Here is a 25,097-nt window from a genome sequence, read left to right on the forward strand (position 1 = left end):
GGCTCAGGCCCCGGGCAGCTCGGTGCCGAACATCTGCGCGGTGGCGCGGGCGCTCGGTGCGCCGGCGTCCGGGTCGGCGCCGGCGGCCAGCAGCGCGGCCACGACGTCGTCGTTCCGCTTGAACACCGCGCCGGCCAGCGGCGACTGGCCGCGGGCGTTGAGCCGGTCGACGTCGGCGCCGCGCCCGGCCAGCCCGGTGACCAGCGCCGCGTGCCCGTGGTAGGCGGCGAGCATGAGCAGCGAGTTGCCCGCGGGGTCGGTGAGGTCCGGGTCCACGCCGGCGTCGACGAACTCCAGCAGCAGGTCCGCCCCGGCGCGGGCCAGGTCGAACATCTGGTCCAGGTCCACCGGCAGCTTGTCGGACGGGGTGGTCTCGCTCATGGCTCCGAACCTACCGGCGCGGGCGGGCCGCCGCCGTGGGCGGCGTCACGCCTCGATGCCCGGGTCGGCATCTGGGTCGGCACCTGGGTCGGCGCCCGGGCCGGCGCCGCGGGCGGCCGCCGTCTCGCGGACCGCGAGCATGAGCACGGCGAGCGGGCGGCTGAGCGCCTCCACCGCCGCGCCGTGCAGGCCGGCCGCGACGAGGCGGGGCGTGCCGTCGAGCACCGCGGCGACGTCGGCGGCCAGCTCGCGGCTGCCGGCCGTCTCGCGGTCGGCCGCGGGGCCGAGCACGTCGGACCCGTCCTCGGCGAGCGACTCCGCGAGCGCGAGCGCGTCGAGCGCCTCGGCCCGCAGCGCCGCCTGCTCGCCGTCGAGGACGTCGGCTCCGTCGCGCAGCACGCCGGGTTCGGTCCCCCGCTGCATCGGCTGTCTCCCTTCGTGGCGACCGCCATAGGGTGCCAGACGCACGGCCGACGTGCGGCATCGGCGTCCCGCCCGCACCCGGCAACACCGTGCTCCGCGGCCGGGAGACGCCCGGGACCGCCCGGCGCCCGGCCACCGGCCTCGAGCCCCGCGAGGCCCCTGACCTGGGACGGAGTGCGGGCGCCGCGCACCGGTGCCACGGTTTGCCCATGCGCGTCGTCATCGTCGGAGCCACCGGGAACGTCGGGACCGCCGTGCTGCGCTCCCTGCTCGCCGAGCCGCGGGTCACCTCCGTGCTGGGCGTCGCGCGGCGCCTGCCGGACCGCACGGCCGAGCCGTACGAGCACGCCCAGTGGGCGCCGCTCGACGTCGCGGCCGAGGAGCCGGACGAGGTCGTCGTCGGGCGGCTCGCCGAGGTCTTCCGCGGCGCCGACGCCGTCGTCGACCTCGCCTGGCTGATCCAGCCGAACCGCGAGCGCGAGCTGCTGCGGCGCACCAACGTCGAGGGCACCCGGCGGGTGGCCGAGGCCGTGGCCCGCGCGGGCGTGCCCCAGCTGGTCGTGGCCTCGTCGGTGGGCGCCTACTCCCCCGTCGACGACGACGCCCCGCGCGGCGAGGACTGGCCCACCGACGGCATCCCGACGTCGCACTACAGCGTCGACAAGGCCGCGCAGGAGCGGGTGCTGGACGAGCTCGAGGCCGCGCACCCCGAGGTCGCCGTGGCCCGCATGCGCCCGGCCCTGGTGTTCCAGGCGGACGCCGCGCAGTCGATCGTGCGGTACTTCGTCGGCCCGCTCGTGCCGGTGCGGCTGCTGCGCCGCGGCCGGCTGCCCGCCCTGCCGCTGCCGGCCGGCCTGCGGATGCAGGCCGCGCACGCCGACGACGTCGCCGACGCCTACCGGCGGGTGATCGTCGAGCGGGCCCGCGGCGCGTTCAACGTCGCGGCCGACGACCTGTTGCGCGGCGAGGACCTCGCCCGGATCGTCGACCACGGCCGCGTGGTCGAGGTGCCGCCGCCCGCCGTGCGCGCCGCCGTCGCGGCCGCCTACCGGGCGCGCGTGGTGCGCGCCGACCCGGGTTGGCTGGACATGGCGATGGGGGTGCCCGTCCTCGACACGACGCGGCTGCGCACCGAGCTGGGGTGGCAGCCGCGGCACACGGCCGCCGAGGCGGTCGCGGAGCTGCTGGACGGCATCGCCGTCGGGCAGGGCCTGCGCTCGTCGACCCTGCGGCCGGCCACGCCGCGGCCGGCGGGCACCTCGGTGCTGCCGCTGCGCCGCCGGGGGGACGTGGGGATCCCCGAGACGCTGGACCGGTACCTGCTGGGCCTGTACCTCTCCGACCACTTCACCGGCGCCACCGCCGGCCTGGAGCGGGCGGAGCTGATGACGAGCAGCTACGCGGACACGCCGTTCCACGCCGAGCTGGCCGAGCTGACCGAGCAGCTGCGCGCCGAGCGCGAGCTGTACCGCGACCTGCTCGACGCGCTCGGGGTGCCCCGGCGCCGGTACCGCCAGGCGGTCGCGTGGCTGGGTGAGCGGGCCGGGCGGCTCAAGCTCAACGGCCGCGTGACGGAGCGGTCGCCGATGACGGCGGTGCTGGAGACCGAGCTCATGCGCGGGGCGGTGCTGGGCAAGATCGGCGGCTACCGGACCCTGCGCGAGCACGCCGACGAGCTGGGCCTGGACCCGGCGCAGCTCGAGGAGCTGATCGACCTGGCGCACGGGCAGATCGACCTGCTCGACCGGTTCCACGCCTATGCGCGCGAGCGGGCGTTCCGGGTGGGCCGGCCGCTCGGGTCCGACGACGTCGCCGAGGGGTAGCCGTCCCGGTCCGGGCGGACGCCGCCCGCCCGGACCGTGCCTACGGGTGGCTCACGGATGGCTCACGACTGGCTCACGGGTGCGACGGACGCTCGGCGTCGTCCGGCTTGTTCGACACCCCGTGCAGCGCGGTCTTGGCCTTCTGCGGCAGCACCGCGCCCATCGCGGACATCGCCTTGGACTTCACCGAGTGCACGACCACCTTGTCCTTGCCGTTCATCATCGCGGAGTAGGCGTCGCGGGCCACCTTGGCCGGGTCGTCCTTGGGCGCCTTGCCCATGGGCGTGTGGACCTGGCCGCCGCCGGTGAAGAAGTCGGTGTCGGTGGGCCCGGGCAGCAGCGCCGTCACGGTGACGCCGGTCTTCTTGAGCTCGTACCGCAGCGCCTCGGCGAAGGACAGGCCGAACGCCTTCGAGGCGGCGTAGGTGGCGTAGTACGGGCCGGGCATGACGGAGGCCACCGACGAGGTGATGAGCACGTGCCCCTGCCCCCGCTCGGCCATGGGCGGCACGAGCCGCTTGGCCAGGTGCACGGTGGCGGTGACGTTCACCGCAACCACGTCGAGGTCGTTCTCCAGCGGCGTGTCGATGAACGGCCCCACGTTGCCCACGCCGGCGTTGAGCGCGAGCACGTCCACGGGGCGGCCGACGGCCAGGACTGCCTCGACGAGCTTCTCGCGGCCCTCCGGGGTGCGCAGGTCCGCCTGCACCGCGTCGACGCGCGCGCCGGTGAGCGCCAGGTCCTGCGCGGCGGCGGTGAGGGCGTCGTCCTCCGCGGTGACGATGACGTCGAAGCCGTGGTCGATCAGCTCGCGGGCGAGCTCGAGCCCGATGCCGTGGGAGGCGCCGGTGACGACGCCGATCCGGTTCGGCTCCTCGGAGATCTCGTGGGTCATGGCGCTGCCTCCTCGGCGTGCGGGGACGGTGGTGCGGCGCCTCGCGGCGGCGCGCTCCCTCGACGCTAGGGGTGCGGCCGGTCGCTCGCAGGGCGCCGCCGGCCGCCCTGTCCGGCCGCCCTGCCCGGCCGCCGGAGCGGGTGAGACGCGGGCGACGTCGCGCGCGCCGCGCCCGTCGACGGCGGCCGGGTCGCTACGGTCGGCGCCATGAGACGTGTGGGGGGTGTCGTGGCTGGTGGGACCCTACGGGCCGCGGCGTGCGTGGCCGGGCTCACGGCGTCCGGATGTTGCGCGCGGCCGGGCGGGTGGGAAGGGTGAGGTCCATGCCCTCCCGCGCCCGAACCCAGGTCCGCCGCGTGCTCGAGCACGTGGCGATCGTGCTGCTGGGGATCGGTGGTCCGCTCGCCTACCTCCTGGCCTCGCCCATCTACTCCAGCGGCGACGAGGCGGCCCACGTCGACTACGCCCTGCAGGTGTGGCACGGCGAGCTGCCCGTGTTCGAGGAGGGGCTGGAGCTGCAGAACCCGACCGGCGTGCACCCGCCGGTGCAGTGGACGGCGCACCACCCGCCGCTCGTCTACCTGCTGCTCGCGCCGCTCGTGGGCCCGCTCGTCGACGCCGGGAACGTCGACGGCGCCGGGATGGCGGCGCGCGCGGTGATGGTGCTGCTGTCCGTCGCGCTCCTCTACACCGTGCGGGCCCTCGGCACCCGGCTGCTGCCGGGCGTGCGCGGCGCCGGGCTGGCGTCCGTGGTCGTGGTCGGCCTGTCGGTCTGGTTCGTCCGGCTCGGCGGGTCGGTGTACACCGACACCCCGGCCGCCCTGGTCAGCACGCTCGCCCTCCTGGCGCTGGTGCGGCTGGCGCAGGGCGAGCAGCGGCGGCGCGACGTCGCCCTGTTCGTCGCCGCGTGCGCGGCGTGCGGCCTCACCCGGTTCTCGCTGCTGCCGATCGCGGCGCTGTTCGCCCTGGCCCTCGTGGTGGTCGGCCACCTGCGCGGGCCCCTGCGGCCGCGGGTCGCGTGGGCGACGGCGGTCGGCGCCGGCGTGGCCGTGCTGGCGACGTCGGGCTGGTTCTACCTGCGCAACCGCGCCCTGACGGGCAACCTCAGCGGCAGCCACCCGGAGTGGGCCGCGGCGCACACGCGGCGGGTGGCGCGCCCGGTGACGGAGGTGGCCGTCGACCCGGCGTTCTGGTCGCGGATGTCCGAGCAGATGTCGCTCGGGTCGTACCCGCGGCTGCCGCGCGCGCTCGAGCCGGCCCTGCCGTGGACGCTGCTGCTGCTCGTGCTGCCGCTGGTGGTCGGCGTGGTGCTGGCGGTGGTGCGGATCGTGCGCGCCCGCGACCGGGCCGTGCCGCTGGTGCTGCTGGCCACCGTGCTGGCCGCCTGCGGCGGGATCGCGTGCATGCAGGTGGCGCACCACGCCGGCGGCGGCAGCGCGTTCGCCCGCTACTTCTTCGCGATGATCCCGTTCCTGGCGCCGTTCCTGGCGCTGCCGCTGCTGTGGCTGCGCGGCGTCCCGCTGGTGCTGTGGGGCGTGGCGCGGGTGACGCTCCTGGGCCTCGAGCTCGAGTCGACGATGCTGCGGCAGCTGCGCCAGCCGCAGGCGGACATCTACCCGGTGCCGACCTGGTGGGCCTACGGGCTGACGGTCGCCGGGCTCGTGCTTGCCCTGGCGCTGGTGGTGGCACGGTCGCGGGGCGAGGGGTGGCGCGGCGCGCCGCCGGCCCGCCACGTCCGGACCGCCGAGCGGCCGACCGACGGGCAGCCGGCCGGGGCGCTGACCACCGCCTGACGGCGCGCCGTCGCGGGCGGCGCCGTCCGGGTCCCGCCCGCGGTCCGCGCGGTCAGGACCCGAGCGGCCCGGCCACGACGAGCATCACGACGGCCGCGGCCGCGGCGACCACCGCCGCGACGACCACCCGCACCACCGCCGGCCGCCGCGCCCCGAGCGCCAGGCCCGCGCCCGCGGCGCCCAGGCCGAGCACCGCGCCGTACGCCGCCCCCGCCGGCAGCCCGACGCCGTACGCGAACCAGGCGCCGGTCGCGACCCGGCCACGGCGGCCGTCAGCCACGTCGGGAGCGCCGCGTCCGCCACGAGCGCCCCCACGACCGCCACCCCGAGGGTCGCCGCGGCGGGGACCACGGCCCAGATCAGGAGCGAGTAGCCGACCAGGACGGAGAGGCCGCCCGACCGCAGGACGGACTCGGCGGCCACCACCAGCGCCACGCCGAGCGACGCCAGGAGCGCGCGGCGCACGCTCGTCCGGACGGTGCCGGCGCGTCCGGGCGCCGCCGCCGCCTCTCCTGCGGCGCCTCCTGCCGGCCGCTGCGCGGGCATGCTCCGGACGCTACCCGCCGTGCGGCTCACGCTGAGGGCGAAGTTCGGCCGGGGCGAAGCTCGTCTGGGGCGAGGTCCGCCCGTCAGCCGGCCCGCGCCGACGAGACCGCCTGGACGGTGAACCCGCCGCCGAACGTGTCGGTGAACCAACGCAGCAGCGGCGGGTGCGATTCGGCGGCCAGGCCGACGCGGGCGGTGCGCCCGTCCGGGGTCGACGCCTCCACGACCCGCAGCCCGTCGAGCCCGGCCGCGGCGGCAGGATGCTCCTCGAGGCGCTCGATGACCGACCGCCGCACGTCCGCGTCCGTCAGCGTGACCACCGCGACGCCGCCCTGGCCGGCGTCGGCGCCGTACAGCCGCTCGGGTGGCATGGCGTCGGCGGCGCCGGCCGCGAGGACGTCGGCGAGGTCGAACAGCGCCTTGCGGTCGAGGTGCACCGCCGTGGCCGAGGCGACCATGCCGACCAGCATCAGGCCGATCGTCACGAAGCCGAGCGTCAGCAGCAGGATCCGGCCCGACTCGCGGTCCGGCGTCTCCGCCGGCGTCATCCCCGCACCTCGGCATAGCGGTCGACCTCGGTCACGTGGCTCGCCTCGACCGGCACGGCCAGCGGCAGCCAGCCGCGCAGCGCCGACGGGACGAAGGGCAGCGGCACGTCGAGCCGCACCCGCACGCCGACCGTCGCGTCCGGGGAGAGGCAGGGGTCGTGGGAGCACTCCACGCTCAGCACGTCGCCCGCGGCAGCGTCCACGCCGGCGAAGCCCTGGTCGGCCAGCGCGAGCTCGACCGACGCCTGGGCGCGCGCGACACCCTCCGCCGAGGACTCCGCGGTGACGACGGCGCGGGCGGCGTCGCGGGCCGCTCCCTCGACCGCGAACGCCCCGGCCTGCACGCGCCCGACCGTGATCACGAGGTAGACCAGCGGGACGAGCAGGAGCACGGCGGCGCCGACGAACTCCACCAGGGCGCTGCCGGTGTCGTCGGCGGCTGCTTCGCGGACCCGGCGCAGGCGTCGGGTGAGCGCCGTCGGGAGGGCCGTCCCGGGTCTCGCCGCGGGCACGGCCCGTCCCCGGGCGCGGCCCGGTGGTGCGGGGACGTGCCCCATCGGCTCCCTGTCGCGCATCAGCCCTCCTCCAGCGCGTGGCCGCGGACGGTGAGCGCCCCGGTGGGGCCGACGAGGCCGACGACGGGCAGCGGCGCGCGCACGACGACCTCCACCACGGGCAGGCCGTCGTGCACCGTCCGCCCGACGCTCACGTCGGTGGCGTAGCGCGGTGACAGCGACGCCGCGAGGAGCTCGCGCGTCCGCGCGGCGCCGTCGTCGGGCGCGCGGTCGGCACGGGCCGCGACGCGGGCGCCCTCGGCGGCGGCGTCGACGGCCAGCGCCCGCACGTGCAGCGCGAGCGCGAGCTGGACGACGCCGAGGAAGAGCGCGAGCACGAGCGCCGCCACCATGGCGAACTCGGCGACGGCCGACCCGCGCTCCCCCGCGGCACCGCCGCGGGGACCGGGCGTCACCGGCCGGTGACGCTCGAGATCGCCTGGGTGAAGGCGTTCTCGAGCAGCGGGCCGGCGATCGCCCACAGCGCGACGACGAGGCCGGCGGTCATGAGGGTGACGAGGACCCAGCCCGGGACGTCGCCGCGCTCGGGGTCGTCCGCGTCCGGGCGATCGGGCGGGGTCGGAAGGTGCTGCGGCACGCGGGGCGTGCGCTCGTCGGAGCCGTGGGGGGACATGGCGTTTCCTTCCTGTTGGCGGCTCTGGGGTGGTGCGGATCGGGGTGGTGCTGGTCTCGGGTGTGCGGGCGGGGAGTCACAGCCCGATCCGGAGGGTGGCGAGGGACGGGAAGACGGCGAACACCACGGTGATCGGCAGGATGAGGAAGACGACGGGCACGAGCATCGCGACCTCCTTCTTGCCCGCCGACTCCATGAGCGCCCGCCGGCCCGACTCGCGGACGTCCTGCGCCTGCGCCCGCAGCACCTCGGCCAGCGGGGTGCCGCGCTCCAGCGCCACCGCGACGCCCTCGGCGAACCGGGTCACCGAGGGCAGGCCCGTGCGGTCGGCCATGTCGGTGAGCGCCTGCGCGACCGGGGCGCCGGCACGGACGTCGGCGAGCGTGCGCGAGATCTCGCCGGACAGCTCGCCGCGCGCCGTCGTGGCGACGCGCTCGAGGGCGGCGACGGGCGCCTCGCCCGCGGTGACCGCGAGCGCCAGGAGCTCCGCGACGGTCGGGAACTCGGTGACCATGCGCTCCTCGCGCCGCGCGATCCGGCGGGACAGCACGTGGTCGCAGGCGACGAAGCCGCACGCCCCGGCGACCGCCACGAGGAGCACGAGCGGCACCGGCGAGAAGCCCCGGGCAGCGCCGATGAGCAGCGAGAGCGCCAGGCCGGCCGCGAGCCCCAGCACGGTCCAGACGACCTGCCGGGCTCGGTACTGGTCGACGGTCTCGGTTGACCCGGCGCGCTGCAGGCGGCGGCGCACCTCGTCGCGGGTCGAGCCGAGGCGCTCGAACCAGCGCGCGGCGTCCGCCCCCCACGGCGCGAGCAGGCGCTCGACGACCGGGAACGGGCCGCGGGCCGGCTGGTCGCGCAGCAGCCGGGAGGTGGCGTCCCGCGGGCGCAGCACCGGGGCGAGCCGGTCCTCGAGCGTGATGCGCCGGCCCCGCAGCCCCGCGGCGACCAGGAGAAGACCGATGCCGCCGAGCAGGCCGATGAGAGCGCCGGTCGCGCTGAACCACGCGGTCATCGCAGCACCCGGCCTTCCTCGGGCAGCCGGCCGAGCCGCACCATGAGCCGGTAGGCGACCAGCGAGCACGCGGCACCGCCGAGGAGGACGGCGACCCCGGCGGCCGAGTCGTAGGCGCGGGCGGTCTCGGGCCGGGTGGCGAGGAACGCCAGCACCACCCACGGACCGGCCGCCGCGAGACGGGCACCGTTGACGGTCCACGACTGCCGCGCCTCGAGCTCGCCGCGGGTGCGGGCGTCCTCGCGCAGGAACGCCGAGAGCGCCCGCAGGAGCCGGCCGAGGTCGGTGCCGCCCACCTCCCGCGTGAGCCGCAGCGCCTCGACGATGCGGTCGGCGACCGGGTCGGCGAGGCGCGCCTTGAGCAGGTCGAGGCTCTCCGCGAAGCGGCCCGTGGCCCGGTAGTCGGCGGCGAAGCGGGCGAACGGCTCACGCAGCTCCGCCGGGCCGCGCTCCCCGAGCTGGCCGACGGCCTCCGGCAACGAGAGGCCGGCACGGACGCCGGACGCCAGGTGGTCGACCACCTCCGGCCACACGTCGCGAAGGTCCCGGCGGCGCTTGCGGGCGCGGGCCCGCACCATCCCCGCGGGGGCCAGCCCCGCCATCGTCCCGAAGCACAGCGCCAGCACCGGCGAGAGCGTCAGCGCGGCGACGGTGAGGGCGACGACGGCGGCGACCGCCACGCTCGCGCCCACGAGGGCGCCGGGCGTGACGGACCCGGCACCCGCCTGCACCAGCAGGTCCTGGGTACGGGCGGACCACGCCGAGCGTCGCGGCCCCCGCGCCGGCGCCTCCCAGCACGACCACCAGACGCAGAACAGGCCCAGCCCCAGCAGGAGGCCGACGAGCACGCCCACGTCAGCGCTCCCCCGCCAGCAGCGCCCGCACGTCGATGCCCGCGCGGGCGAAGCGGTCGTCGGCGGCCGGGAACCCGTCACCGCGCACGAGCCGGCCGCCCTGCGCCGCCGGCTCGCGGTGGAACAGCCCTGCGGTCTCGACGCGCCCCTCCTCGACGCGCCCGGTCACGGCGACGATCTCGCGGACCTGCCGCTCGCCGTCGGGCGTGACGCCGAGGTGGACCACGACGTCCACCGCCGAGGCGACCGTGGGGACGACGAAGTGGTGGGTCACGTTCTCGCCCGCGAGCAGCGGAAGGGTGCAGACCTTCGCGATCGCCTCGCGCGCCGAGTTGGCGTGGATCGTGCACATGCCCGGCACCCCGGCGTTGAGCGCCACCAGCAGGTCGAAGCTCTCGGCCTCGCGGACCTCGCCGATCACGATCCGGTCCGGCCGCATGCGCAGGGCCTCCTTGACCAGGCGGCGCAGCGGGATCTCGCCGGTGCCCTCGAGGCTCGGCTGGCGGCACTGCATGGCCACGATGTCGCGGACGTCGAGCTGCAGCTCGAAGACCTCCTCGCAGGTGATCACCCGCTGCCCCGAGGGGATGGAGCCGGCCAGGGCGTTGAGCATCGTCGTCTTGCCGGCCTGCGTGGCGCCCGAGACGAGGATGTTCAGGCCGGCGCGGACCGCGGCGTCGAGGAAGGCCGCGGCGTGCGTGCTGAGCGACCCGAGGCGGACCAGGTGCTCCAGCCGCCGCGCCCGCACCACGTGCTTGCGGATGTTGACCGCGAAGTGGTGCCGCGTGACGTCCGGGATCACCACGTGGAGGCGCTCGCCGCCGGGCAGGGCGGCGTCGACGAACGGGCTGGACAGGTCCAGGCGGCGGCCGCTGGACTTCAGCATCCGCTCGACCAGGTCGCGCACCTGCGCGCTGGTGAGGATGGTGGTGGTGAGCTCCGGCGTCCCGTCGCGGGCCACGAAGACCTGTGCCGGGCTGTTGATCCAGATCTCCTCGATCGCCGGGTCGTCGAGGTACTGCTGCAACGGCCCGAGGCCGGCGACCGCATCCACGACGGCGCGGGTGGCGGCCTCGACGTCGGCGAGCGGCGGCAGGAGCCCGCGCGTGGCCCGCTCGGCGTAGTCGCCGACGGCCTCGGCGACGAGCCGGTCCAGCGCGCCCCGCTCGCGCACGGGGTCGAGACCCCGCCGGCGCACGAGCTCGCGCACCTCCTGCTCGAGGATCGTGACGCCCTCGACGTCGACTCCGACGACAGCTGCCATGCATGCCCCCTGCGGCGTGCCTCGTGGCGTGCCGCCCCCTGCGGCACCGTCGGCAACCCACCATAGGTGACGTGCGCCACGTCCGGGGAGGGCCCTGTGGACAGCCCGCGTCACGTCCCGCCACCAGGTCGGGGCAGGTCGCCGACCTCATCCTCGACCGCGGGGCCCGGCGCGACTACGGTCGAGGATGACGACGTCGTCGCCACTGTCCCCGGACGGGAGACCGCCATGAGTGACGGAGCGGGCAGCAAAGGCAGGACCGGCAAGGGCTCCAGGGCCTCCGGCGGGGCAGGCAGAGCGGGCACGGCCCCCAAGGGCGCCGCGGCGCGCGCGGACGCGGCGGCCGGCGCCGCGGCGGCCACGGCACCCACCACGCAGCCCGACGTGCAGCAGGCCACGGCGGCGAGCGCGTCGCCCCCCACGGCCGAGGCGTTCGCCGAGCGGCTGCTGGCGGCCGCGCTCGGCGCCGTGGAGGTCCTCAGCGTCTACCTCGGCGACCGGCTCGGCTGGTACCAGGCGCTGGCGCAGGCCGACACGCTCACCGCCGAGGAGCTCGCCGGCGTCACCGACACCCAGGAGCGGTACGCCCGCGAGTGGCTCGAGCAGCAGGCGGCTGTCGGCATCCTCGAGCTGGTCCGCCCGGCCGGGCAGGACGCGGACGGCACGCCGGCCGTGTTCCGGCTGCCGCCGGCGCACGCCGAGGTGCTCACCGACGAGCACTCGCTGGCCTTCCTCGCGCCGCTCGCCCGGTTCTTCGGGGCGATCGGCCCCGAGCTGCCCCGCCTGCTGGAGGTCTACCGGCACGGCGGCGGCGTGTCGTGGGCGGAGCTCGGCGACGACGCGCGCGAGTCGCAGTCCGCGGGCAACCGGCCCTGGTTCGAGCGCCGGCTCGGGCCCGCGCTCGCGTCCGTGCCTGCCGTCCACGACATCCTGGCCGCGCCGGGCGCCCGCATCCTCGACGTCGGGTGCGGCATGGGGTGGTCCACGATCTCTCTCGCGCGCGCCTACCCGCAGGCGCGCCTGGTCGGCATCGACGTCGACGCGCCGTCGATCACCGCGGCACGCGCCAACGCCCGCGCCGAGGGCGTCGAGGAGCGGGTCGAGTTCCGCGCCGCCGACGCGGCCGAGCTCGCCGGCGCCGAGCCGTTCGACGCGGCGTTCGCCTTCGAGTGCATCCACGACATGCCGCGGCCGGTGGAGGTGCTCGGCGCGGTGCGCGGGGTGGTGCGCATCGACGGCGCCGTCGTCGTCATGGACGAGGCCGTGGCCGACGAGCTCACCGCGCCGGCCGACCAGGTCGACCGCCTGATGTACGGCTACAGCCTGTTCGTGTGCCTGCCGGACTCGATGTCGTCGCCGCCCTCGGTGGCCACCGGCACCGTGATGCGCCCCGCGACGCTGCGGCGCTACGCCCAGCAGGCCGGCTTCGCCGACGTCGAGGTGCTGCCGATCCAGGACTTCTCGTTCTTCCGGTTCTACCGGCTGCTGTCCTGACCGGCCGGCCGCGCCACCGTGGGCGGCGGGGCCGTGCACGGACGGGTGTCGGTAGCCTCCGTGCATGACGTCGCTCCCCCGCGGCGCGTGGCAGGACGTCGCGCGCGCCACCGGCCTGCTGTCCCCCACCGGCACGTCCACCGCCGACGTCGCCTCGACGATCTTCGCCGAGATGTCCGCGCTGGCCGCCGCCACCGGGGCGATCAACCTCGGCCAGGGCTTCCCCGACGTCGACGGGCCGGACTACGTCAAGCAGGCCGCCGTCGCGGCCATCCAGGGCGACTTCAACCAGTACCCGCCCGGCCCCGGCGTGCCCGAGCTGCGCCGCGCCGTGGCGGCGCACCAGGCGCGCCACTACGGGCTCGACGTGGACCCGGACACCGAGGTGCTGGTCACCACCGGCGCCACCGAGGCGCTCGCCGCGACCGTGCTGGCGCTGGCCGGCCCGGGCGACGAGGTGATCACGCTCGAGCCGTTCTACGACTCCTACGCCGCCGTGGTCGCGCTGGCCGGCGCCACGCACGTGCCGGTCGCGCTCGCCCCCACCGGCGGCGGGTTCCGGCTCGACGTCGACGCCCTGCGGGCCGCCGCGAGCGACCGCACCCGCCTCATCCTCGTCAACACCCCGCACAACCCCACCGGCACCGTGCTCACCCGCGCCGAGCTGGAGGCCGTGGCCGCCGTCGCCCGCGAGCGCGACGCCGTCGTCGTCACCGACGAGGTCTACGAGCACCTGACGTTCGACGGCGCCGTGCACGTGCCGGTCGCCACGCTGCCCGGCATGGCCGAGCGGACCCTGACCATCTCCTCCAGCGGCAAGACGTTCTCCCTCACCGGCTGGAAGATCGGCTGGGTGCACGGCCCCGCGGCGCTGGTCACCGCGGTGCGCACGGTCAAGCAGTTCCTCACCTACGTCTCCGGCGCGCCGTTCCAGCCGGCCATCGCCCGCGCGCTGGCCGACGACGAGACGCCACGCCGGCTCGCCGCCTCGCTCGCGGCGCGGCGCGACCTGCTGTGCGAGGGACTCGAGGCGGCCGGGTTCGACGTCGTCGTGCCGCGCGGCACGTACTTCGTCGTGGCCGACGGCGCCCGCGTGATCGAGCGGGTCGCCGGCCTGCCGGACGACGCCGACGGCGCCGAGCTGTGCCGCCGCCTGCCGGAGCTGGCCGGCGTCGCGGGCATCCCGCTCACCGCGTTCTGCCGGGACGGCTCGCCCACGCACGCGGCGCTGCGCACCAGCGTGCGGTTCACGTTCGTCAAGCGCGAGGACGTGCTGCGCGAGGCCGTCGCGCGGCTCGGGGCGCTCGGGTCCTGACGGCGGCGCCCCGCGGCCGCTCCGGCGACGGCGCCGGCCCGCGGCCGGCTCAGGCGCAGACGCCGGGCAGCACCGACGGCGTCGGCGACGGCTCGGCGTCGCCCCCGTCGGCGTCGCCCCCGCTCCCCTCGCCGGCGTCCGGGGAGGCCGCACCGGTCGGCGACGGGCTCCCGCCCGCGGGTCCGTCGGGCTCCGTCGCGCCGTCCGACGGCGTGCTCGGGTCGCCCGACGGCGTGGCGGTCGGCGCCGGGTCCGGCAGCCCGGGCGGCGGCTCGTCGGCGCGGAGCCGCTCCCAGATCGCGTCGGCCTCGTCGGTCCACACGACGCGGTTGGGGTTGCTCGGCGCGTCGGTCACCGGCACGGCGGTGAACACCACGCGGCTGGGGTCGATGTCGCGCACGCTCCACGCCAGGCCGGCCAGCGCGCGCGGGCTGGCGAGGTCGGGGTCGGTGGAGATCGACTGCAGCACGGCCTGCACCACGCGGTACAGCTGCGGGGAGTCGGTGATGAGGTTCTTCGAGAGGATCTCGCGCACCATCGCCGAGACGAACGCCTGCTGGCGCTCGATGCGGCGCAGGTCGGAGCCCTGCTCGAGCCCCATGCCCGTGCCGTGGCGCACCCGCAGGAACTGGATCGCCGTGTCGCCGTCGAGCCGCTGCTCGCCCGCGGGCAGCGCGAGGTCGCCGTAGCGCTCGCTCTCCTCGACCGGCTCGGGCAGGCACATGGTCACGCCGCCCACGGCGTCGACCACCCCGACGACGCCGGACATCTCGACGACGACGTGGTCGGTGATCGACAGTCCCGTGAGCTCCTGGACGGTGAGGATCGTGCACGCCGCCGCCCCGGTGACGTCCTTGTCGTCGCCGCCGCCGATCGTGAAGGCGCGGTTGAACATCGTGTCGCTGCGCGGGTCGCTCGTGCCGCCGCCGGGCCGCGGGCACGCGGGGATGTCCACGAGCGAGTCGCGCGGGATCGACACCACCTCGATGCGGCTGCGGTCCCCCGAGATGTGCACGATCAGCGTGGTGTCGGAGTGGAACTCGTCGCCCGCCCCGCCGATCGCGGCGTTGCCCTCGCCGCCGCGGAAGTCGGTGCCCATGACGAGGATGTCGAGGGCGCGGCCCGCGAACGGGTCGTCGGGGTCCGCCGCGGCGGGCGTGGGGCGTGCCCCCTCGACCTCGCCGAGCAGCGACTCGACGTCCGACACGTCGATCTGCGACTGAAGGTTCACGTACGCCGCCACCGCGCCGGTGCCGGCGAAGGCGACCAGCCCGGTGAGGACCAGGCCGACGAGCCGCAGCGCACGGTGTGCCTTGAGACTCGAGGCGTGCTGCGGCACCGCGGCGCGGGACATGGGCCGAGACTAGCCATGCCTCCGCGTCCTCGCAGGTGGGCGCGCCCGTCGGGTCAGCCGCCGGCCGCCTCGTGACGGTGCCCGGCGTCGTGCTTGCCGGCGTCGTGCTTGCCGGCGTCGTGCTTGCCGGCGTCGTGGTGCCCGGCGCGGTCCCGCTCGAAGTCCCGTGCCGCGGCCGCGCCGATGTCGGGGTTGTCGGTGAAGAAGCCGTCCATGCCGGCGTCGAGGAAGACCCGGATCTCCGCCGCCAGGTCGCCGATGCCGTTCGGGTCCGCCGACGAGCGCAGCTCGGCGGGCAGGAACTGGTTCTCGCGGCGGAACGTCCAGCCGTGCACCTCGAGCCCGGCGCGGTGCGCGTCCCGGATCACGGTGGTGGGCTCCCCGAGCGTGTCGTCCTCCTCGCGCGGGATCATCAGGTTCTTCTCCAGCCCGACGCCGTCCGCGTACCGCGCGACCTCGCGCAGCCCGGCCGGCGTGACCAGGTCGGCGTACGTGCGCTCGTCCCCGGCGGCGACGAGGTCGTACGGCGCCCCGGTGGCCGCGACCAGCTGCACCAGCCGCACGCGGGTCATCCGGTCGAGCTGGCGCAGGTTGGCGGTCTCGAAGGACTGGACGTAGACGGGCGCGCGCCGGTGGTCGAGCCCGTGGTCGCGCAGCGCGGCGACGAGCGGCTCCTCCAGCGAGAGCCCGACGGAGTCGAAGTAGGTGGGGTGCTTGGTCTCGGGGTAGACGCCCACCGGGCGGCCGTCGCACGTGCGGGACTCGCGCGCCAGGTCGAGCACCTCGTCCAGCGTCGGCACCCGGTACCGGCCGTCGAAGCGGGTGTTCTGCGGGCGGGTCTCGGGGATGCGCTCCTTCGCGCGCAGCGTGCGCAGCTCGGCGAGCGTGAAGTCCTCGGTGAACCAGCCGGTCACCTCGGCGCCGTCGATCACCTTGGTGGTCCGCCGGTCCGCGAACTCCGGGTGGTCGGCCACGTCCGTGGTGCCGCCGATCTCGTTCTCGTGGCGCGCCACCAGGACGCCGTCCTTGGTGGCCACGAGGTCCGGCTCGATGTAGTCGGCGCACTGCCGGATCGCCAGCGCGTACGCGGCCAGCGTGTGCTCGGGGCGGTAGCCGGAGGCGCCCCGGTGCCCGATCATCGTGACGTCGTCGTCGCGGCGGTCACGGGCGTCATGGTGCGACTGGGAGTGGGAGTGGGAGTGGGACGGACGGCCACCGTGGCCGTCGCCCCGACCGCCGGCGACCGCGGTCACCGGGAGCAGCAGCGTCGCCGCGAGCGCGAGCCCGGCGACGCGACGCAGGGTGCGGGTCCTCGTGCTCATGCTTCAGCGTAGGTCCGCCCTCCGGCGCCCGCGCGGCCGCGGCTCAGACCGGCATGTGCCAGCCGCCGCGGCGGAACGCCGGGGTGGCCACGGCCAGCACGAGCAGGGCGAGGGCCACCGCGCCGAGCATCACGACCGACATCGCGAACGCGTCGCCGCCCAGCACGCCGACCACCGGGCTGATGAGGCCGGAGACGCCGGACTGCACGGCGCCGATGACGGCGGCGGCGGTGCCGGCGATCTCGCCGTGGCGGGACATGGCCAGCGCCGAGGCGTTCGCCGGGACGAGGCCCTGGAAGGCCAGCACGAGCCACAGCACGGCGAGCAGCCCGTACAGCCCGCCGAGCTGCGTCGTCGCGACGACGAGCAGCACGACGGCGAGCGCGCCCTGCGCCACCAGGCCCGCGCGCAGCAGGCGCACCGGCGCCACCTTGCGCACCAGCGCCGCGTTGATCTGCGCCGAGATGACCAGGCCGATGCCGTTGAGCGCGAACAGCAGCGCGAACTGGCCCTTGGAGACCCCGTAGTGCTCCTGGAAGACGAACGGCGAGCCCACCACGTAGCTCATGAGCACCGCCTGCCCGAGGCCCGGCACCACCGCCAGGGCCATGAAGTGCCGGTCGCGCAGCAGCGTGCGGTACCCGGCGAGGGCGGCCTTGGGGCCGCCCGAGCGGCGTGCGACGGGGGGCAGCGTCTCCGGCATGAGCGTCATGACGACGACGGCCATGGCCGCGCCGAACAGGGCCAGCACGACGAACACCCACCGCCAGCTCGCCTGCGCCGTGACGGCCGAGCCGAGCGTCGGGGCGAGCATCGGCGCGACGCCGATGACGAGCATCAGCCGCGACAGGATGCGGGCGGCCTCGGCGCCGACGAACCGGTCGCGGACGATCGCGACGGCCGCGACGCCGCAGGAGGCGTTGAAGAAGCCCTGCAGCAGGCGCAGGGCGATGAGCAGCGTCATGTCGGTGGCGACGGCGCACAGGATGGAGGTGATCACCTGGAAAGCCAGGCCCACCAGGAGCGGCAGCCGGCGGCCGTACCGGTCGGACAGCGGCCCGATCACCAGCTGGCCCAGGCCGCCGCCGACGAGCATCGCCGAGATGGTCAGCTGCGCCATGGCGTCGGTGGAGCCGAGCTCGCGCGCGACGTCGGGCAGCGACGGCAGGTACATGTCGACGGTGAACGCCGGGAGCGCCGAGAGCGCCCCGAGCATGAGCACCCACTTGGCCGTGCTGCGGCCACGCATGCGGGCGGCCAAGGTTCTGTCGGGCATGGGCGCCATCGTAGTCGAAACGTTACGACCCGCCGGGTCACGCGGCCGGTGACGGCGCTCACGCCGGCGCTCGGGTCGGGGCTCGGGTCGGCCGACCGGCGGGCGGCGGGGTGTCGGCGGGGCGCGTGCGGAGTGCCGGCGGGATGCCGGCGGGATGTCGGCGGGCCGCGGGAGGATAGGCCGCATGTGCGGCCGATTCGCCTCCTTCCGCAGCGCCCAGGACGTGGCCGACGACCTCGCCGTCGCGGAGCTCGCCGAGGACGCGCGCGCGCTCGCGCCGTCGTGGAACGTGGCACCCACCGACGGCGTGCGGATCGTCGTCGAGCGCCCGGCACGGCTCCCGGACGGCGGGCACGGCGAGATCACCCGCTCGATGCGGCTGGCGCGCTGGGGGCTCGTGCCGTCGTGGGCCAAGGACCCGGGCGTCGGGGCGCGGATGATCAACGCCCGCTCCGAGACGCTGCTCGACAAGCCGGCCTTCGCCCGGCCGCTGGCCGCGCGGCGCTGCCTGGTGCCCGCCGAGGGCTACTACGAGTGGCGCCGGCTCCCGCCGCCCGCCGGCGCCGCGGCCGGCGGGAAGGGCGCGGCGAAGGTGCCGAAGCAGCCGTACTGGATCCACCCCGCCGAGGGCGGGGTCGCGTTCGCCGGGCTCTACGAGTTCTGGCGCGACCCGGCGCGCGCGGCGGACGACCCGGACCGCTGGCTCGTGTCGACCACGATCATCACCACCGCCGCGGCGCCGCACCTCGCACACGTCCACGACCGGATGCCCGTGGCGCTGCCGGCCGCGGCGTGGGACGCCTGGCTCGACCCCGCCGTCGGCGCCGAGGAGGCGGCCCGCATCGCCACGGGGCCCGTGCACGACCTCGCGCTCACGCCGGTCACCACGCGGGTCAACGCGGTGCGCAACGACGGGCCGAGCCTGCTCGAGCCCGACCCGGCGCCGATCGACGCGGGCGTGCCCGCGACGGCCTGACCCGTCCCGGCACGCCTACACCGCCGGCCGGGCCGTCAGCCGCCGGTGTAGGCGTGCTGCAGGCGCACGGGCCGGATCGCCCCGAGGCCCTGCACCTCCTGCTCGGGCTGCTGGGTGAGCGCGAAGCGCGACGACGTGGCCAGCAGCGCCGCCGTCGGCGGGTCGACCAGCACGGTGCTCGGCTCGGCGATCTCGGTGAGGCGCGAGGCGAGGTTGACGCTCGGGCCGAACACGTCGCCGAAGCGCGAGAGCACGCGGCCCCAGACGAACCCGACGCGCACCGGGATCTCCTCGCCCGACGGCGGCGGGCTCGCCAGACCGAGCGCCACCTCGGCGCCGGTCTGCACGTCGTCGGCGATGAACAGCACGGCGTCGCCGATGGTCTTGACCACGCGGCCGCCGGCCTCGGTCACGACGTCGCGCGCCCGCGTCTCGAAGTGCTGCACGAACTCGCTGAGCTCCTCGGACCCCAGCCCGGCGGTGCGCTTGGTGAAGCTGACGATGTCGGCGAAGCCGACCGCGCGGCGCAGCGGGAGCTGGTGCTCGTCGGTGACGTTCTCGCCGCGGGCGCCGCCGAACTCCGTGGCCAGCCGGCCGGCGAGGGCCGCCAGCTGGCGCCGCCAGGCGTGCTCGAGCTGGCGCGCGAGGCGGTCGGCCAGCTGCGGCACCCGGTCGATGACCGCCAGGCGGGCGCTGACGTCGTCGAGCTGGTGGTCGCGGGCGACGTGCTCGACGAACGCCTCGACCTGCCACAGCGCGAGGCGGTCGGTGGTGTGCCCGACGGACCGGATGAGGGTGCGCAGCGCCTGCTCGTCGAGGTGCTCGTCCTCGCTCAGCTCGGCGATCTCCCGCAGCGCGTCCATGTCGCTCTCGGTGAACCACGGGTCCGTGGGGTGCGTGACGGGCAGGCCCATCCAGCGCCAGTAGCTCTCGATGAACTCGTGCGACAGCCCGGTGCCGACCACGAGGTCCTCGAGGGTGTACCGGCGCGGGCCGCCGAGGATCTCCTCGTCGATCCGGCCGGCGATGTCCGTGCCGGGTGTGCCCGTCGGCTGGGCGTCGGACTCGGTCGAGGTGTCGCTCGTCACGTCGCCACTCTACTGGCGCCCGCCTGGCAGGAACCTGGACGCCCGCGCCGCCGGCCCGCGTCCCGTCCCGTGTCGTGTCCCGTGTCGTGTCCCGTCGGCCGACCGCGGGTCAGCCCCGGCGCAGGTGGTGGACGTCGCCGGCCGCGACGACGTGCTCGACGGCCGGCCCCGCGGCGTCCGGGACCGCGACGACGAGGGACCCGTCGGCCGCGAGCCGGACGGCGGTGCCCTCGAGCACGCGGCCGGAGCCGGCGAGCTCGGCGCGCACGGGGGCGCCGAGCGTGGCCGACGCCGCCGCGTACTGCGCCGCGAGCGAGGGGGCCTCGCCGTCCGCGGCGTGCGGGTCGCCGCCGTCGGCCTCCCAGCGGGCGACGACGGCGGCGAGCTCGCGCAGCACGGCCACCAGCAGCCCGGTGCGGTCGGCGGCGGCGCGCGCCCCGGCCGGGCCGGCGAGCGCGAGCGACGTGGCGGTGGGCACGGGCAGCTCGCCGGTCGCCTGGCTCACGTTGAGCCCCACGCCGAGGACGACGGCGGCCGGCGCCCCGCCGTCCCGCGCCCTCCCGCCGGAGCCCGCGACGCCCTGCCCCGCGGCGCCCTGCCCCGCCACGCCCGGCACCACCTCGGCGAGCAGCCCCGCCACCTTGCGCCACGCGCCGTACCCGGCCACGGGCTCCTCCGCGGGCAGCAGCACGTCGTTCGGCCACTTCACGGCCGCCGGCACGCCGGCGGCGCGCAGCGCCCGCACCACCGCCAGCCCGCCGAGCAGCGGCAGCCAGCCCAGCACCTCGGCCGGCACCCGCGGGCGCAGCAGCGCCGAGACGGTCAGCGCCGCGCCCGGCGGCGTCTGCCACCCCCGGCCGGCGCGCCCGCGGCCGGCGGTCTGGTGCTCGGCCGCGAGCGCCGCCGGCGCCCGCCAGGAGCCCGGGTCGCGCGCCAGGCCGGCCAGCGCGGCGTTGGTGGACGGCGAGGTGGCGACGACGTCGAGGCGCTCCCACGCGCCCGCGGGCCGCAGCAGCGCCGCCCGCAGGCGCGGCACGTCGAGCGGGGCGCGCGCCGCGGCCGGCACGGTGGGCCCCGCAGACTCCGCGGGCGCGGCGGCGGGCTCTGCGGGCGCGGGGCTCTCGGTCACCCGACCATCCTCGCGCAGGCCCGCGGCGGGCGAGTCCCCGACCCCGCCCCACCCCGCCCGCGCCCGCCCGGGCGTTGTGGGGACCCACCAAAGAACACCCGCGCCACGCGTCCGGCCGCGCATCGAACTGTGCAGGTGCTCCAACTAGGCTCGCCTGCGTGAACGACGCCACCACCGACACCCTCGCCGCCCAGCCCCGGACCACCGGGACGGCGGCGAAGCTGGCCGACCTGGAGCGCCGCCGCGCCGCGGCCGTCACCGAGCCGGAGGCCGCCGCGCAGGCCAAGCAGCACGCGCGCGGCAAGAAGACGGCGCGCGAGCGCATCGAGGCGCTGCTGGACCCGGGCTCGTTCGTGGAGCTCGACGCGCTGGCGGTGCACCGCAGCCGCAACTTCGGGCTCGACGCCAAGAAGGTGGCGGGCGACGGCGTCGTCACCGGCTACGGCACCGTCGACGGCCGCCAGGTGTGCGTGTTCAGCCAGGACTTCACCGTCTTCGGCGGCTCGCTGGGCGAGGTGCACGGCCAGAAGATCGCCAAGGTGCAGGACCTCGCGCTGCGCACCGGCGTGCCGATCATCGGCATCTCCGACGGCGGCGGCGCGCGCATCCAGGAGGGCGTGGCCGCCCTCACCCAGTTCGCCGAGATGTTCCGCCGCAACGTCGCCGCCTCCGGCGTCGTGCCGCAGATCTCCCTCATCCTCGGCCCCAGCGCCGGCGGCGCCGTCTACTCCCCCGCGCTGACCGACTTCATCGTGATGGCCGACGGCACCGCGAACATGTTCATCACCGGCCCGGACGTCATCCGCGCGGTCACCGGCGAGGACGTCGACTTCGAGACCCTCGGCGGGGCGCGCACCCACAACGAGCGGTCCGGCGTCGCGCACTACATGGCCGCCGACGAGGACGACGCCATCGACTACGTGCGCCAGCTGCTGGGCTACCTGCCGCAGAACAACCTGTCCGACGCGCCGGCGTTCCCGCCCGAGGACACCCCGCTCGAGGTGACCGCGGACGACGAGGCGCTCGACACGCTGGTCCCGGACTCCGACAACCAGCCGTACGACATGCGCACCGTGGTCGAGACGGTGCTGGACCCCGAGTCGTTCCTCGAGGTGCAGCCGCTGTTCGCCACCAACGTGCTGGTCGGCTTCGGGCACGTCGAGGGCCAGGCGGTGGGCATCGTCGCCAACCAGCCCATGGCGATGGCCGGCACGCTGGACATCGACGCGGCCGAGAAGGCCGCGCGGTTCGTGCGCACCTGCGACGCGTTCAACGTCCCCGTGCTGACCTTCGTCGACGTGCCCGGCTTCCTGCCCGGCGTCGGCCAGGAGCACCAGGGCATCATCCGCCGCGGCGCCAAGCTCATCTACGCCTACGCCGAGGCCACGGTGCCGCTGGTCACGGTGATCACCCGCAAGGCCTACGGCGGCGCGTACATCGTCATGGGCTCCAAGCAGCTCGGCGCGGACGTCAACCTCGCCTGGCCGACGGCGCAGGTCGCCGTCATGGGCGCCGGCGGCGCGGTGAACATCCTGCAGCGCCGGGCGCTGGCCGAGGTCGACAAGGCCGGCGGTGACGTCGAGGCGGAGCGCGCGCGGCTGACGGCCGAGTACGAGGAGGCGATCGTCAACCCGTGGGACGCCGCCGAGCGCGGGTACGTCGACGCCGTCATCCGGCCGTCGGAGACCCGCATGCAGGTGGTGCGCGCGCTGCGGGCGCTGCGCACCAAGCGCGCCAGCCTGCCGCCCAAGAAGCACGGCAACATCCCGCTGTGAGCCCCGAGAACCACGCTGAGGGACAATCGCCCGCATGAGCCACGAGGACGCCACGCACGGCCCGGCCCCGCTCGGCGCCGTCGACCCGGAGCCGATGCACCGCGCGGTCGACGCGCTCGCGGCGGCGCTGCACGAGTACGTGGGCACCGCCGTCGGGGTCCGCGCCGAGTTCGGCGCGGCGGAGGCCGACGAGGACCCGCGCGTCCTCGCGCTGGAGAACCGCATCGGCCACCTCAACGCGTCGCTGTTCGACGCGCTGCACGACGTGCTCGGCATGCACCCCGACCTCACCAGCTCGGTGTGGGAGCCGGAGGAGGACGAGGAGCACGAGCACGTGCACGAGCTCCCGGAGGGCGCCGAGCCCGCCGAGGCGTTCTACCTCGGCTTCGTGGTGGCCGTGCCGCCGGGCGGTGCGGACATGACCATCGACGGGGTCATCGACCTGCTCGACGAGGCCGGCGAGCAGGCCACGAACCGGCTCGCCGAGGGCGGGTACGAGGTCGTGGAGTGGGCCGCCTCCCGCGGCGGCGCGCCGGCCTTCGGGGACGACGACGAGGACGACGAGTGAGCGAGCAGCAGACCGGCCCGGGCACCCCCGAGGCGCCGCACGCGGTGCGCATCGTGCGCGGCCAGCCCGACGAGCTCGAGGTCGCCGCGCTGGTCGCCGGCCTCGCCACCGTCGTCGGCGCCACCGGCCTGCCCGACGACGTCGCCCCGATCGACGAGTGGACCAACCACGCCCGCACCGTGCGCGGCAACGGCGCCGGGGCGACGGCGAGGAGCTTCGGCGGCCGCTCGGGCCGGCACCACGCCGACGCCTGGCGCTGGAGCCTGCGCAGCTGAGCCCGCGCAGCCGGGCCCGCGGAGGCGCCCGCCGGCCGCGAGGCGACGGGGCTAGGCTCACGCCGTGACGACTCCCGGTTCCGCGCCCCGCACCCCCACGCCCGTCGACGCCGTCGCCGACCGGCACGTCCGGCGCATCGCCGCGCTCGACCCGCTCGGCGCCACCGCGATGGGCCTGCCGGGGTTCGACCACCTCATGACGGACCTGTCGCCCGAGGGGCACGCGGCGCGGGCCGACGCCGACCGGGCCACGCTGCGCGAGCTCGACGGCCTCACGCCGGCCGACGACGTCGACCGCGTCACCCTGGCCGCCATGCGCGAGCGCCTGGGGCTCGCCGTCGAGCTGTACGAGGCGGGCGAGCCGCTGGCCAGCCTCAACAACATCGCCTCCCCCGTGCAGGAGCTGCGCGACGTCTTCGACATCATGCCCACCGGCACGGTCGAGGCCTGGGAGAACGTCGCCGCCCGCCTGGGCGCGCTGCCGGACGCGGTCGAGGGCTACGTCGCCTCGCTCACCGAGGCCGCCCGCCGCGGCCGGGTGGCGCCCCTGCGCCAGGTGCGCGAGGCCATGGCCCAGGCGCGCGAGCTCGCCGGGCCGGACTCGTTCTTCACCGCCCTGGTGGGCGGCAAGGAGGCCGCCGCGGTGCTCGACGAGTCCGCCGCGTGCAGCCTCGTGCGCAAGGAGCTCGAGCACGGCGCCACTGCCGCGCGGGAGGCCTACGGCCGCCTCACCGCGTTCCTCGAGACGGAGCTGGCGCCGAGGGCGCCGCACGCCGACGCCGCCGGCCGCGAGCGCTACGCCCTGTTCTCCCGCCAGTTCCTCGGCGCCGCCGTCGACCTCGACGAGACCTACGCCTGGGGCCTGGAGGAGCTCGACCGCGTCGTCGCCGAGCAGACCGCGGTGGCCCGCGAGATCGCCGGCCCGGGCGCCACGGTGGAGGACGCCGTCGCCGCGCTCGACGCCGACCCGCGCTACCAGCTGCACGGCACCGACGCGCTGCGCGCCTGGATGCAGGAGACCGCCGACCGGGCGATCGAGGACCTGGACGGCGTGCACTTCGACATCACCGGCCCGGTGCGCACCATCGAGTGCATGATCGCCCCGACCCAGACGGGCGGCATCTACTACACCCCGCCGAGCGACGACTTCTCCCGGCCGGGCCGCATGTGGTGGTCGGTGCCGCCGGAGGTCACCCGCTTCAGCACCTGGCGCGAGCGCACGACCGTCTACCACGAGGGCGTGCCGGGCCACCACCTGCAGTGCGCCGAGGCCGTCGTCGCCCGCGACACCCTCAACTCGTGGCGCCGCCTGGCCTGCTGGGTGTCCGGCCACGGCGAGGGCTGGGCGCTGTACGCCGAGCGGCTCATGGACGACCTGGGCTACCTCGACGACCCGGGCGACCGGCTCGGCATGCTCGACGCCCAGCGCATGCGCGCCGCCCGCGTCGTGTTCGACATCGGCGTGCACCTGGGCCTGCCCGCGCCCGAGCGCTGGGGCGGCGGCACCTGGGACGCCGACAAGGCCTGGCCGTTCCTCAAGGCGAACGTCAACATGGCCGAGGGCTTCGTGCGGTTCGAGTACAACCGCTACCTCGGCTGGCCGGGTCAGGCGCCGTCGTACAAGGTGGGCCAGCGGCTGTGGGAGCAGGTGCGCGACGACGCGCGGGCCGCCGCCGCGGCGCGCGGCGAGGCGTTCGACGCCAAGGCGTTCCACGCCCGGGCGCTGGCGCTCGGCTCGGTGGGCCTGGACGTGCTGCGCGAGGCGCTCGCCGACGCGCCGGCCGCCCGCGGCTGA

25 protein-coding genes are annotated in these 25,097 nt (G+C 76.4%); 9 read left to right on the forward strand and 16 right to left on the reverse strand.

The window, feature by feature from the left end:
- Nucleotides 1-3 precede the first annotated feature (3 nt).
- Nucleotides 4-381: an ankyrin repeat domain-containing protein gene (locus tag U5M74_RS04530; RefSeq protein ID WP_069982691.1), complete on the reverse strand. Its 378-nt coding sequence runs from the start codon at nucleotides 379-381 to the stop codon at nucleotides 4-6.
- 45 nt (nucleotides 382-426) lie between these two features.
- Nucleotides 427-804: a hypothetical protein gene (locus U5M74_RS04535; protein ID WP_410906549.1), complete on the reverse strand. Its 378-nt coding sequence runs from the start codon at nucleotides 802-804 to the stop codon at nucleotides 427-429.
- A gap of 209 nt (nucleotides 805-1,013) precedes the next feature.
- Between U5M74_RS04535 and U5M74_RS04540 the strand changes: the two genes are divergently transcribed.
- Complete coding sequence (locus U5M74_RS04540; protein WP_410906551.1) at nucleotides 1,014-2,627, forward strand: NAD-dependent epimerase/dehydratase family protein; 1,614 nt, start codon at nucleotides 1,014-1,016, stop codon at nucleotides 2,625-2,627.
- Between the two features lie 73 nt (nucleotides 2,628-2,700).
- On the opposite strand, the gene U5M74_RS04545 is transcribed toward U5M74_RS04540, so the two are convergent.
- A complete protein-coding gene (locus tag U5M74_RS04545; RefSeq protein ID WP_410906553.1) occupies nucleotides 2,701-3,522 on the reverse strand; it encodes an SDR family NAD(P)-dependent oxidoreductase in 822 nt (273 codons plus the stop codon).
- Between the two features lie 323 nt (nucleotides 3,523-3,845).
- Here U5M74_RS04545 and U5M74_RS04550 point away from each other — a divergent pair, with 323 nt between their 5' ends.
- Nucleotides 3,846-5,315 carry a hypothetical protein gene (locus U5M74_RS04550; protein WP_410906555.1) on the forward strand — a complete coding sequence of 490 codons (1,470 nt, stop codon included), beginning with the start codon at nucleotides 3,846-3,848 and terminating at the stop codon, nucleotides 5,313-5,315.
- Between the two features lie 52 nt (nucleotides 5,316-5,367).
- Here U5M74_RS04550 and U5M74_RS04555 read toward each other — a convergent pair whose 3' ends face one another.
- The 8 genes from U5M74_RS04555 to U5M74_RS04590 all read right to left on the reverse strand — a co-directional run bounded on the left by U5M74_RS04555 (nucleotide 5,368) and on the right by U5M74_RS04590 (nucleotide 10,730).
- Nucleotides 5,368-5,595 carry a hypothetical protein gene (locus U5M74_RS04555; protein WP_410906557.1) on the reverse strand — a complete coding sequence of 76 codons (228 nt, stop codon included), beginning with the start codon at nucleotides 5,593-5,595 and terminating at the stop codon, nucleotides 5,368-5,370.
- A 349-nt stretch (nucleotides 5,596-5,944) separates the two neighbouring features.
- Nucleotides 5,945-6,409, reverse strand: a complete 465-nt coding sequence (locus U5M74_RS04560; protein WP_410906559.1) for a hypothetical protein — start codon at nucleotides 6,407-6,409, stop codon at nucleotides 5,945-5,947.
- On the reverse strand, nucleotides 6,406-6,984 hold the full coding sequence (locus U5M74_RS04565; RefSeq protein WP_410906561.1) for a pilus assembly protein: 579 nt from the start codon (nucleotides 6,982-6,984) through the stop codon (nucleotides 6,406-6,408). Before U5M74_RS04565 ends, U5M74_RS04560 begins: the two co-directional genes overlap by 4 nt.
- Nucleotides 6,984-7,379: a TadE family protein gene (locus tag U5M74_RS04570; RefSeq protein ID WP_290438889.1), complete on the reverse strand. Its 396-nt coding sequence runs from the start codon at nucleotides 7,377-7,379 to the stop codon at nucleotides 6,984-6,986. The genes U5M74_RS04565 and U5M74_RS04570 overlap by 1 nt, the downstream gene beginning before the upstream one ends.
- A complete protein-coding gene (locus tag U5M74_RS04575; RefSeq protein ID WP_410906563.1) occupies nucleotides 7,376-7,597 on the reverse strand; it encodes a hypothetical protein in 222 nt (73 codons plus the stop codon). Before U5M74_RS04575 ends, U5M74_RS04570 begins: the two co-directional genes overlap by 4 nt.
- A 76-nt stretch (nucleotides 7,598-7,673) precedes the next feature.
- A complete protein-coding gene (locus tag U5M74_RS04580) occupies nucleotides 7,674-8,612 on the reverse strand; it encodes a type II secretion system F family protein (protein ID WP_410906565.1) in 939 nt (312 codons plus the stop codon).
- Nucleotides 8,609-9,466 carry a type II secretion system F family protein gene (locus U5M74_RS04585; RefSeq protein WP_410906567.1) on the reverse strand — a complete coding sequence of 286 codons (858 nt, stop codon included), beginning with the start codon at nucleotides 9,464-9,466 and terminating at the stop codon, nucleotides 8,609-8,611. The genes U5M74_RS04580 and U5M74_RS04585 overlap by 4 nt, the downstream gene beginning before the upstream one ends.
- A gap of 1 nt (nucleotide 9,467) precedes the next feature.
- On the reverse strand, nucleotides 9,468-10,730 hold the full coding sequence (locus tag U5M74_RS04590) for a CpaF family protein (RefSeq protein ID WP_410906569.1): 1,263 nt from the start codon (nucleotides 10,728-10,730) through the stop codon (nucleotides 9,468-9,470).
- Nucleotides 10,731-10,958: 228 nt separating this feature from the next.
- On the opposite strand from U5M74_RS04590, the gene U5M74_RS04595 reads away from it, so the two are divergent.
- Both U5M74_RS04595 and U5M74_RS04600 read left to right on the forward strand, forming a co-directional pair.
- Nucleotides 10,959-12,224, forward strand: a complete 1,266-nt coding sequence (locus U5M74_RS04595) for a class I SAM-dependent methyltransferase (RefSeq protein ID WP_410906571.1) — start codon at nucleotides 10,959-10,961, stop codon at nucleotides 12,222-12,224.
- 64 nt (nucleotides 12,225-12,288) lie between these two features.
- Entirely contained in the window at nucleotides 12,289-13,539 is a 1,251-nt protein-coding gene (locus U5M74_RS04600) for a pyridoxal phosphate-dependent aminotransferase (RefSeq protein WP_410906573.1), read from the forward strand.
- Nucleotides 13,540-13,588: 49 nt separating this feature from the next.
- On the opposite strand, the gene U5M74_RS04605 is transcribed toward U5M74_RS04600, so the two are convergent.
- From U5M74_RS04605 to U5M74_RS04615, 3 genes are read right to left on the reverse strand one after another with little or no spacing between them, the layout of a single operon-like run.
- Complete coding sequence (locus tag U5M74_RS04605; RefSeq protein WP_410906575.1) at nucleotides 13,589-14,893, reverse strand: LCP family protein; 1,305 nt, start codon at nucleotides 14,891-14,893, stop codon at nucleotides 13,589-13,591.
- Between the two features lie 53 nt (nucleotides 14,894-14,946).
- Nucleotides 14,947-16,215 carry a glycerophosphodiester phosphodiesterase gene (locus U5M74_RS04610; RefSeq protein ID WP_410906577.1) on the reverse strand — a complete coding sequence of 423 codons (1,269 nt, stop codon included), beginning with the start codon at nucleotides 16,213-16,215 and terminating at the stop codon, nucleotides 14,947-14,949.
- Nucleotides 16,216-16,258: 43 nt separating this feature from the next.
- Nucleotides 16,259-17,491, reverse strand: coding sequence for a multidrug effflux MFS transporter (locus U5M74_RS04615; protein WP_410906579.1), 1,233 nt, complete (start codon nucleotides 17,489-17,491; stop codon nucleotides 16,259-16,261).
- A gap of 184 nt (nucleotides 17,492-17,675) precedes the next feature.
- On the opposite strand from U5M74_RS04615, the gene U5M74_RS04620 reads away from it, so the two are divergent.
- Complete coding sequence (locus U5M74_RS04620; protein WP_410906581.1) at nucleotides 17,676-18,467, forward strand: SOS response-associated peptidase; 792 nt, start codon at nucleotides 17,676-17,678, stop codon at nucleotides 18,465-18,467.
- A gap of 35 nt (nucleotides 18,468-18,502) precedes the next feature.
- Here the strand turns inward: U5M74_RS04620 and U5M74_RS04625 are convergent, their stop codons facing one another.
- Together U5M74_RS04625 and U5M74_RS04630 are read right to left on the reverse strand one after the other, a co-directional pair.
- Entirely contained in the window at nucleotides 18,503-19,555 is a 1,053-nt protein-coding gene (locus U5M74_RS04625; RefSeq protein WP_410906583.1) for an adenylate/guanylate cyclase domain-containing protein, read from the reverse strand.
- Between the two features lie 109 nt (nucleotides 19,556-19,664).
- Nucleotides 19,665-20,684, reverse strand: a complete 1,020-nt coding sequence (locus U5M74_RS04630; protein ID WP_410906585.1) for a biotin--[acetyl-CoA-carboxylase] ligase — start codon at nucleotides 20,682-20,684, stop codon at nucleotides 19,665-19,667.
- A 158-nt stretch (nucleotides 20,685-20,842) separates the two neighbouring features.
- On the opposite strand from U5M74_RS04630, the gene U5M74_RS04635 reads away from it, so the two are divergent.
- The 4 genes from U5M74_RS04635 to U5M74_RS04650 all read left to right on the forward strand — a co-directional run bounded on the left by U5M74_RS04635 (nucleotide 20,843) and on the right by U5M74_RS04650 (nucleotide 25,097).
- The gene (locus tag U5M74_RS04635) at nucleotides 20,843-22,459 is read left to right on the forward strand and encodes an acyl-CoA carboxylase subunit beta (protein WP_410906587.1); all 1,617 of its coding nucleotides are present in this window, start codon (nucleotides 20,843-20,845) and stop codon (nucleotides 22,457-22,459) included.
- 34 nt (nucleotides 22,460-22,493) lie between these two features.
- A complete protein-coding gene (locus tag U5M74_RS04640) occupies nucleotides 22,494-23,027 on the forward strand; it encodes a hypothetical protein (protein WP_410906589.1) in 534 nt (177 codons plus the stop codon).
- A complete protein-coding gene (locus U5M74_RS04645) occupies nucleotides 23,024-23,302 on the forward strand; it encodes an acyl-CoA carboxylase subunit epsilon (protein WP_410906591.1) in 279 nt (92 codons plus the stop codon). The genes U5M74_RS04640 and U5M74_RS04645 overlap by 4 nt, the downstream gene beginning before the upstream one ends.
- A gap of 64 nt (nucleotides 23,303-23,366) precedes the next feature.
- The gene (locus U5M74_RS04650) at nucleotides 23,367-25,097 is read left to right on the forward strand and encodes a DUF885 domain-containing protein (protein ID WP_410906592.1); all 1,731 of its coding nucleotides are present in this window, start codon (nucleotides 23,367-23,369) and stop codon (nucleotides 25,095-25,097) included.

Source organism: Puerhibacterium sp. TATVAM-FAB25, assembly GCF_046535855.1.
Lineage (GTDB): Bacteria > Actinomycetota > Actinomycetes > Actinomycetales > Cellulomonadaceae > Puerhibacterium > Puerhibacterium variabilis_A.

What these genes read in the sequence shown, in the direction of transcription:
- U5M74_RS04530 (WP_069982691.1), bottom strand. Translation starts at nt 381, where the DNA reads ATGAGCGAGACCACCCCGTCCGACAAGCTGCCGGTGGACCTGGACCAG.
- U5M74_RS04535 (WP_410906549.1), bottom strand. Translation starts at nt 804, where the DNA reads ATGCAGCGGGGGACCGAACCCGGCGTGCTGCGCGACGGAGCCGACGTC.
- U5M74_RS04540 (WP_410906551.1), top strand. Translation starts at nt 1,014, where the DNA reads ATGCGCGTCGTCATCGTCGGAGCCACCGGGAACGTCGGGACCGCCGTG.
- U5M74_RS04545 (WP_410906553.1), bottom strand. Translation starts at nt 3,522, where the DNA reads ATGACCCACGAGATCTCCGAGGAGCCGAACCGGATCGGCGTCGTCACC.
- U5M74_RS04550 (WP_410906555.1), top strand. Translation starts at nt 3,846, where the DNA reads ATGCCCTCCCGCGCCCGAACCCAGGTCCGCCGCGTGCTCGAGCACGTG.
- U5M74_RS04560 (WP_410906559.1), bottom strand. Translation starts at nt 6,409, where the DNA reads ATGACGCCGGCGGAGACGCCGGACCGCGAGTCGGGCCGGATCCTGCTG.
- U5M74_RS04565 (WP_410906561.1), bottom strand. Translation starts at nt 6,984, where the DNA reads ATGCGCGACAGGGAGCCGATGGGGCACGTCCCCGCACCACCGGGCCGC.
- U5M74_RS04575 (WP_410906563.1), bottom strand. Translation starts at nt 7,597, where the DNA reads ATGTCCCCCCACGGCTCCGACGAGCGCACGCCCCGCGTGCCGCAGCAC.
- U5M74_RS04580 (WP_410906565.1), bottom strand. Translation starts at nt 8,612, where the DNA reads ATGACCGCGTGGTTCAGCGCGACCGGCGCTCTCATCGGCCTGCTCGGC.
- U5M74_RS04590 (WP_410906569.1), bottom strand. Translation starts at nt 10,730, where the DNA reads ATGGCAGCTGTCGTCGGAGTCGACGTCGAGGGCGTCACGATCCTCGAG.
- U5M74_RS04595 (WP_410906571.1), top strand. Translation starts at nt 10,959, where the DNA reads ATGAGTGACGGAGCGGGCAGCAAAGGCAGGACCGGCAAGGGCTCCAGG.
- U5M74_RS04600 (WP_410906573.1), top strand. Translation starts at nt 12,289, where the DNA reads ATGACGTCGCTCCCCCGCGGCGCGTGGCAGGACGTCGCGCGCGCCACC.
- U5M74_RS04605 (WP_410906575.1), bottom strand. Translation starts at nt 14,893, where the DNA reads ATGTCCCGCGCCGCGGTGCCGCAGCACGCCTCGAGTCTCAAGGCACAC.
- U5M74_RS04610 (WP_410906577.1), bottom strand. Translation starts at nt 16,215, where the DNA reads ATGAGCACGAGGACCCGCACCCTGCGTCGCGTCGCCGGGCTCGCGCTC.
- U5M74_RS04615 (WP_410906579.1), bottom strand. Translation starts at nt 17,491, where the DNA reads ATGCCCGACAGAACCTTGGCCGCCCGCATGCGTGGCCGCAGCACGGCC.
- U5M74_RS04620 (WP_410906581.1), top strand. Translation starts at nt 17,676, where the DNA reads ATGTGCGGCCGATTCGCCTCCTTCCGCAGCGCCCAGGACGTGGCCGAC.
- U5M74_RS04640 (WP_410906589.1), top strand. Translation starts at nt 22,494, where the DNA reads ATGAGCCACGAGGACGCCACGCACGGCCCGGCCCCGCTCGGCGCCGTC.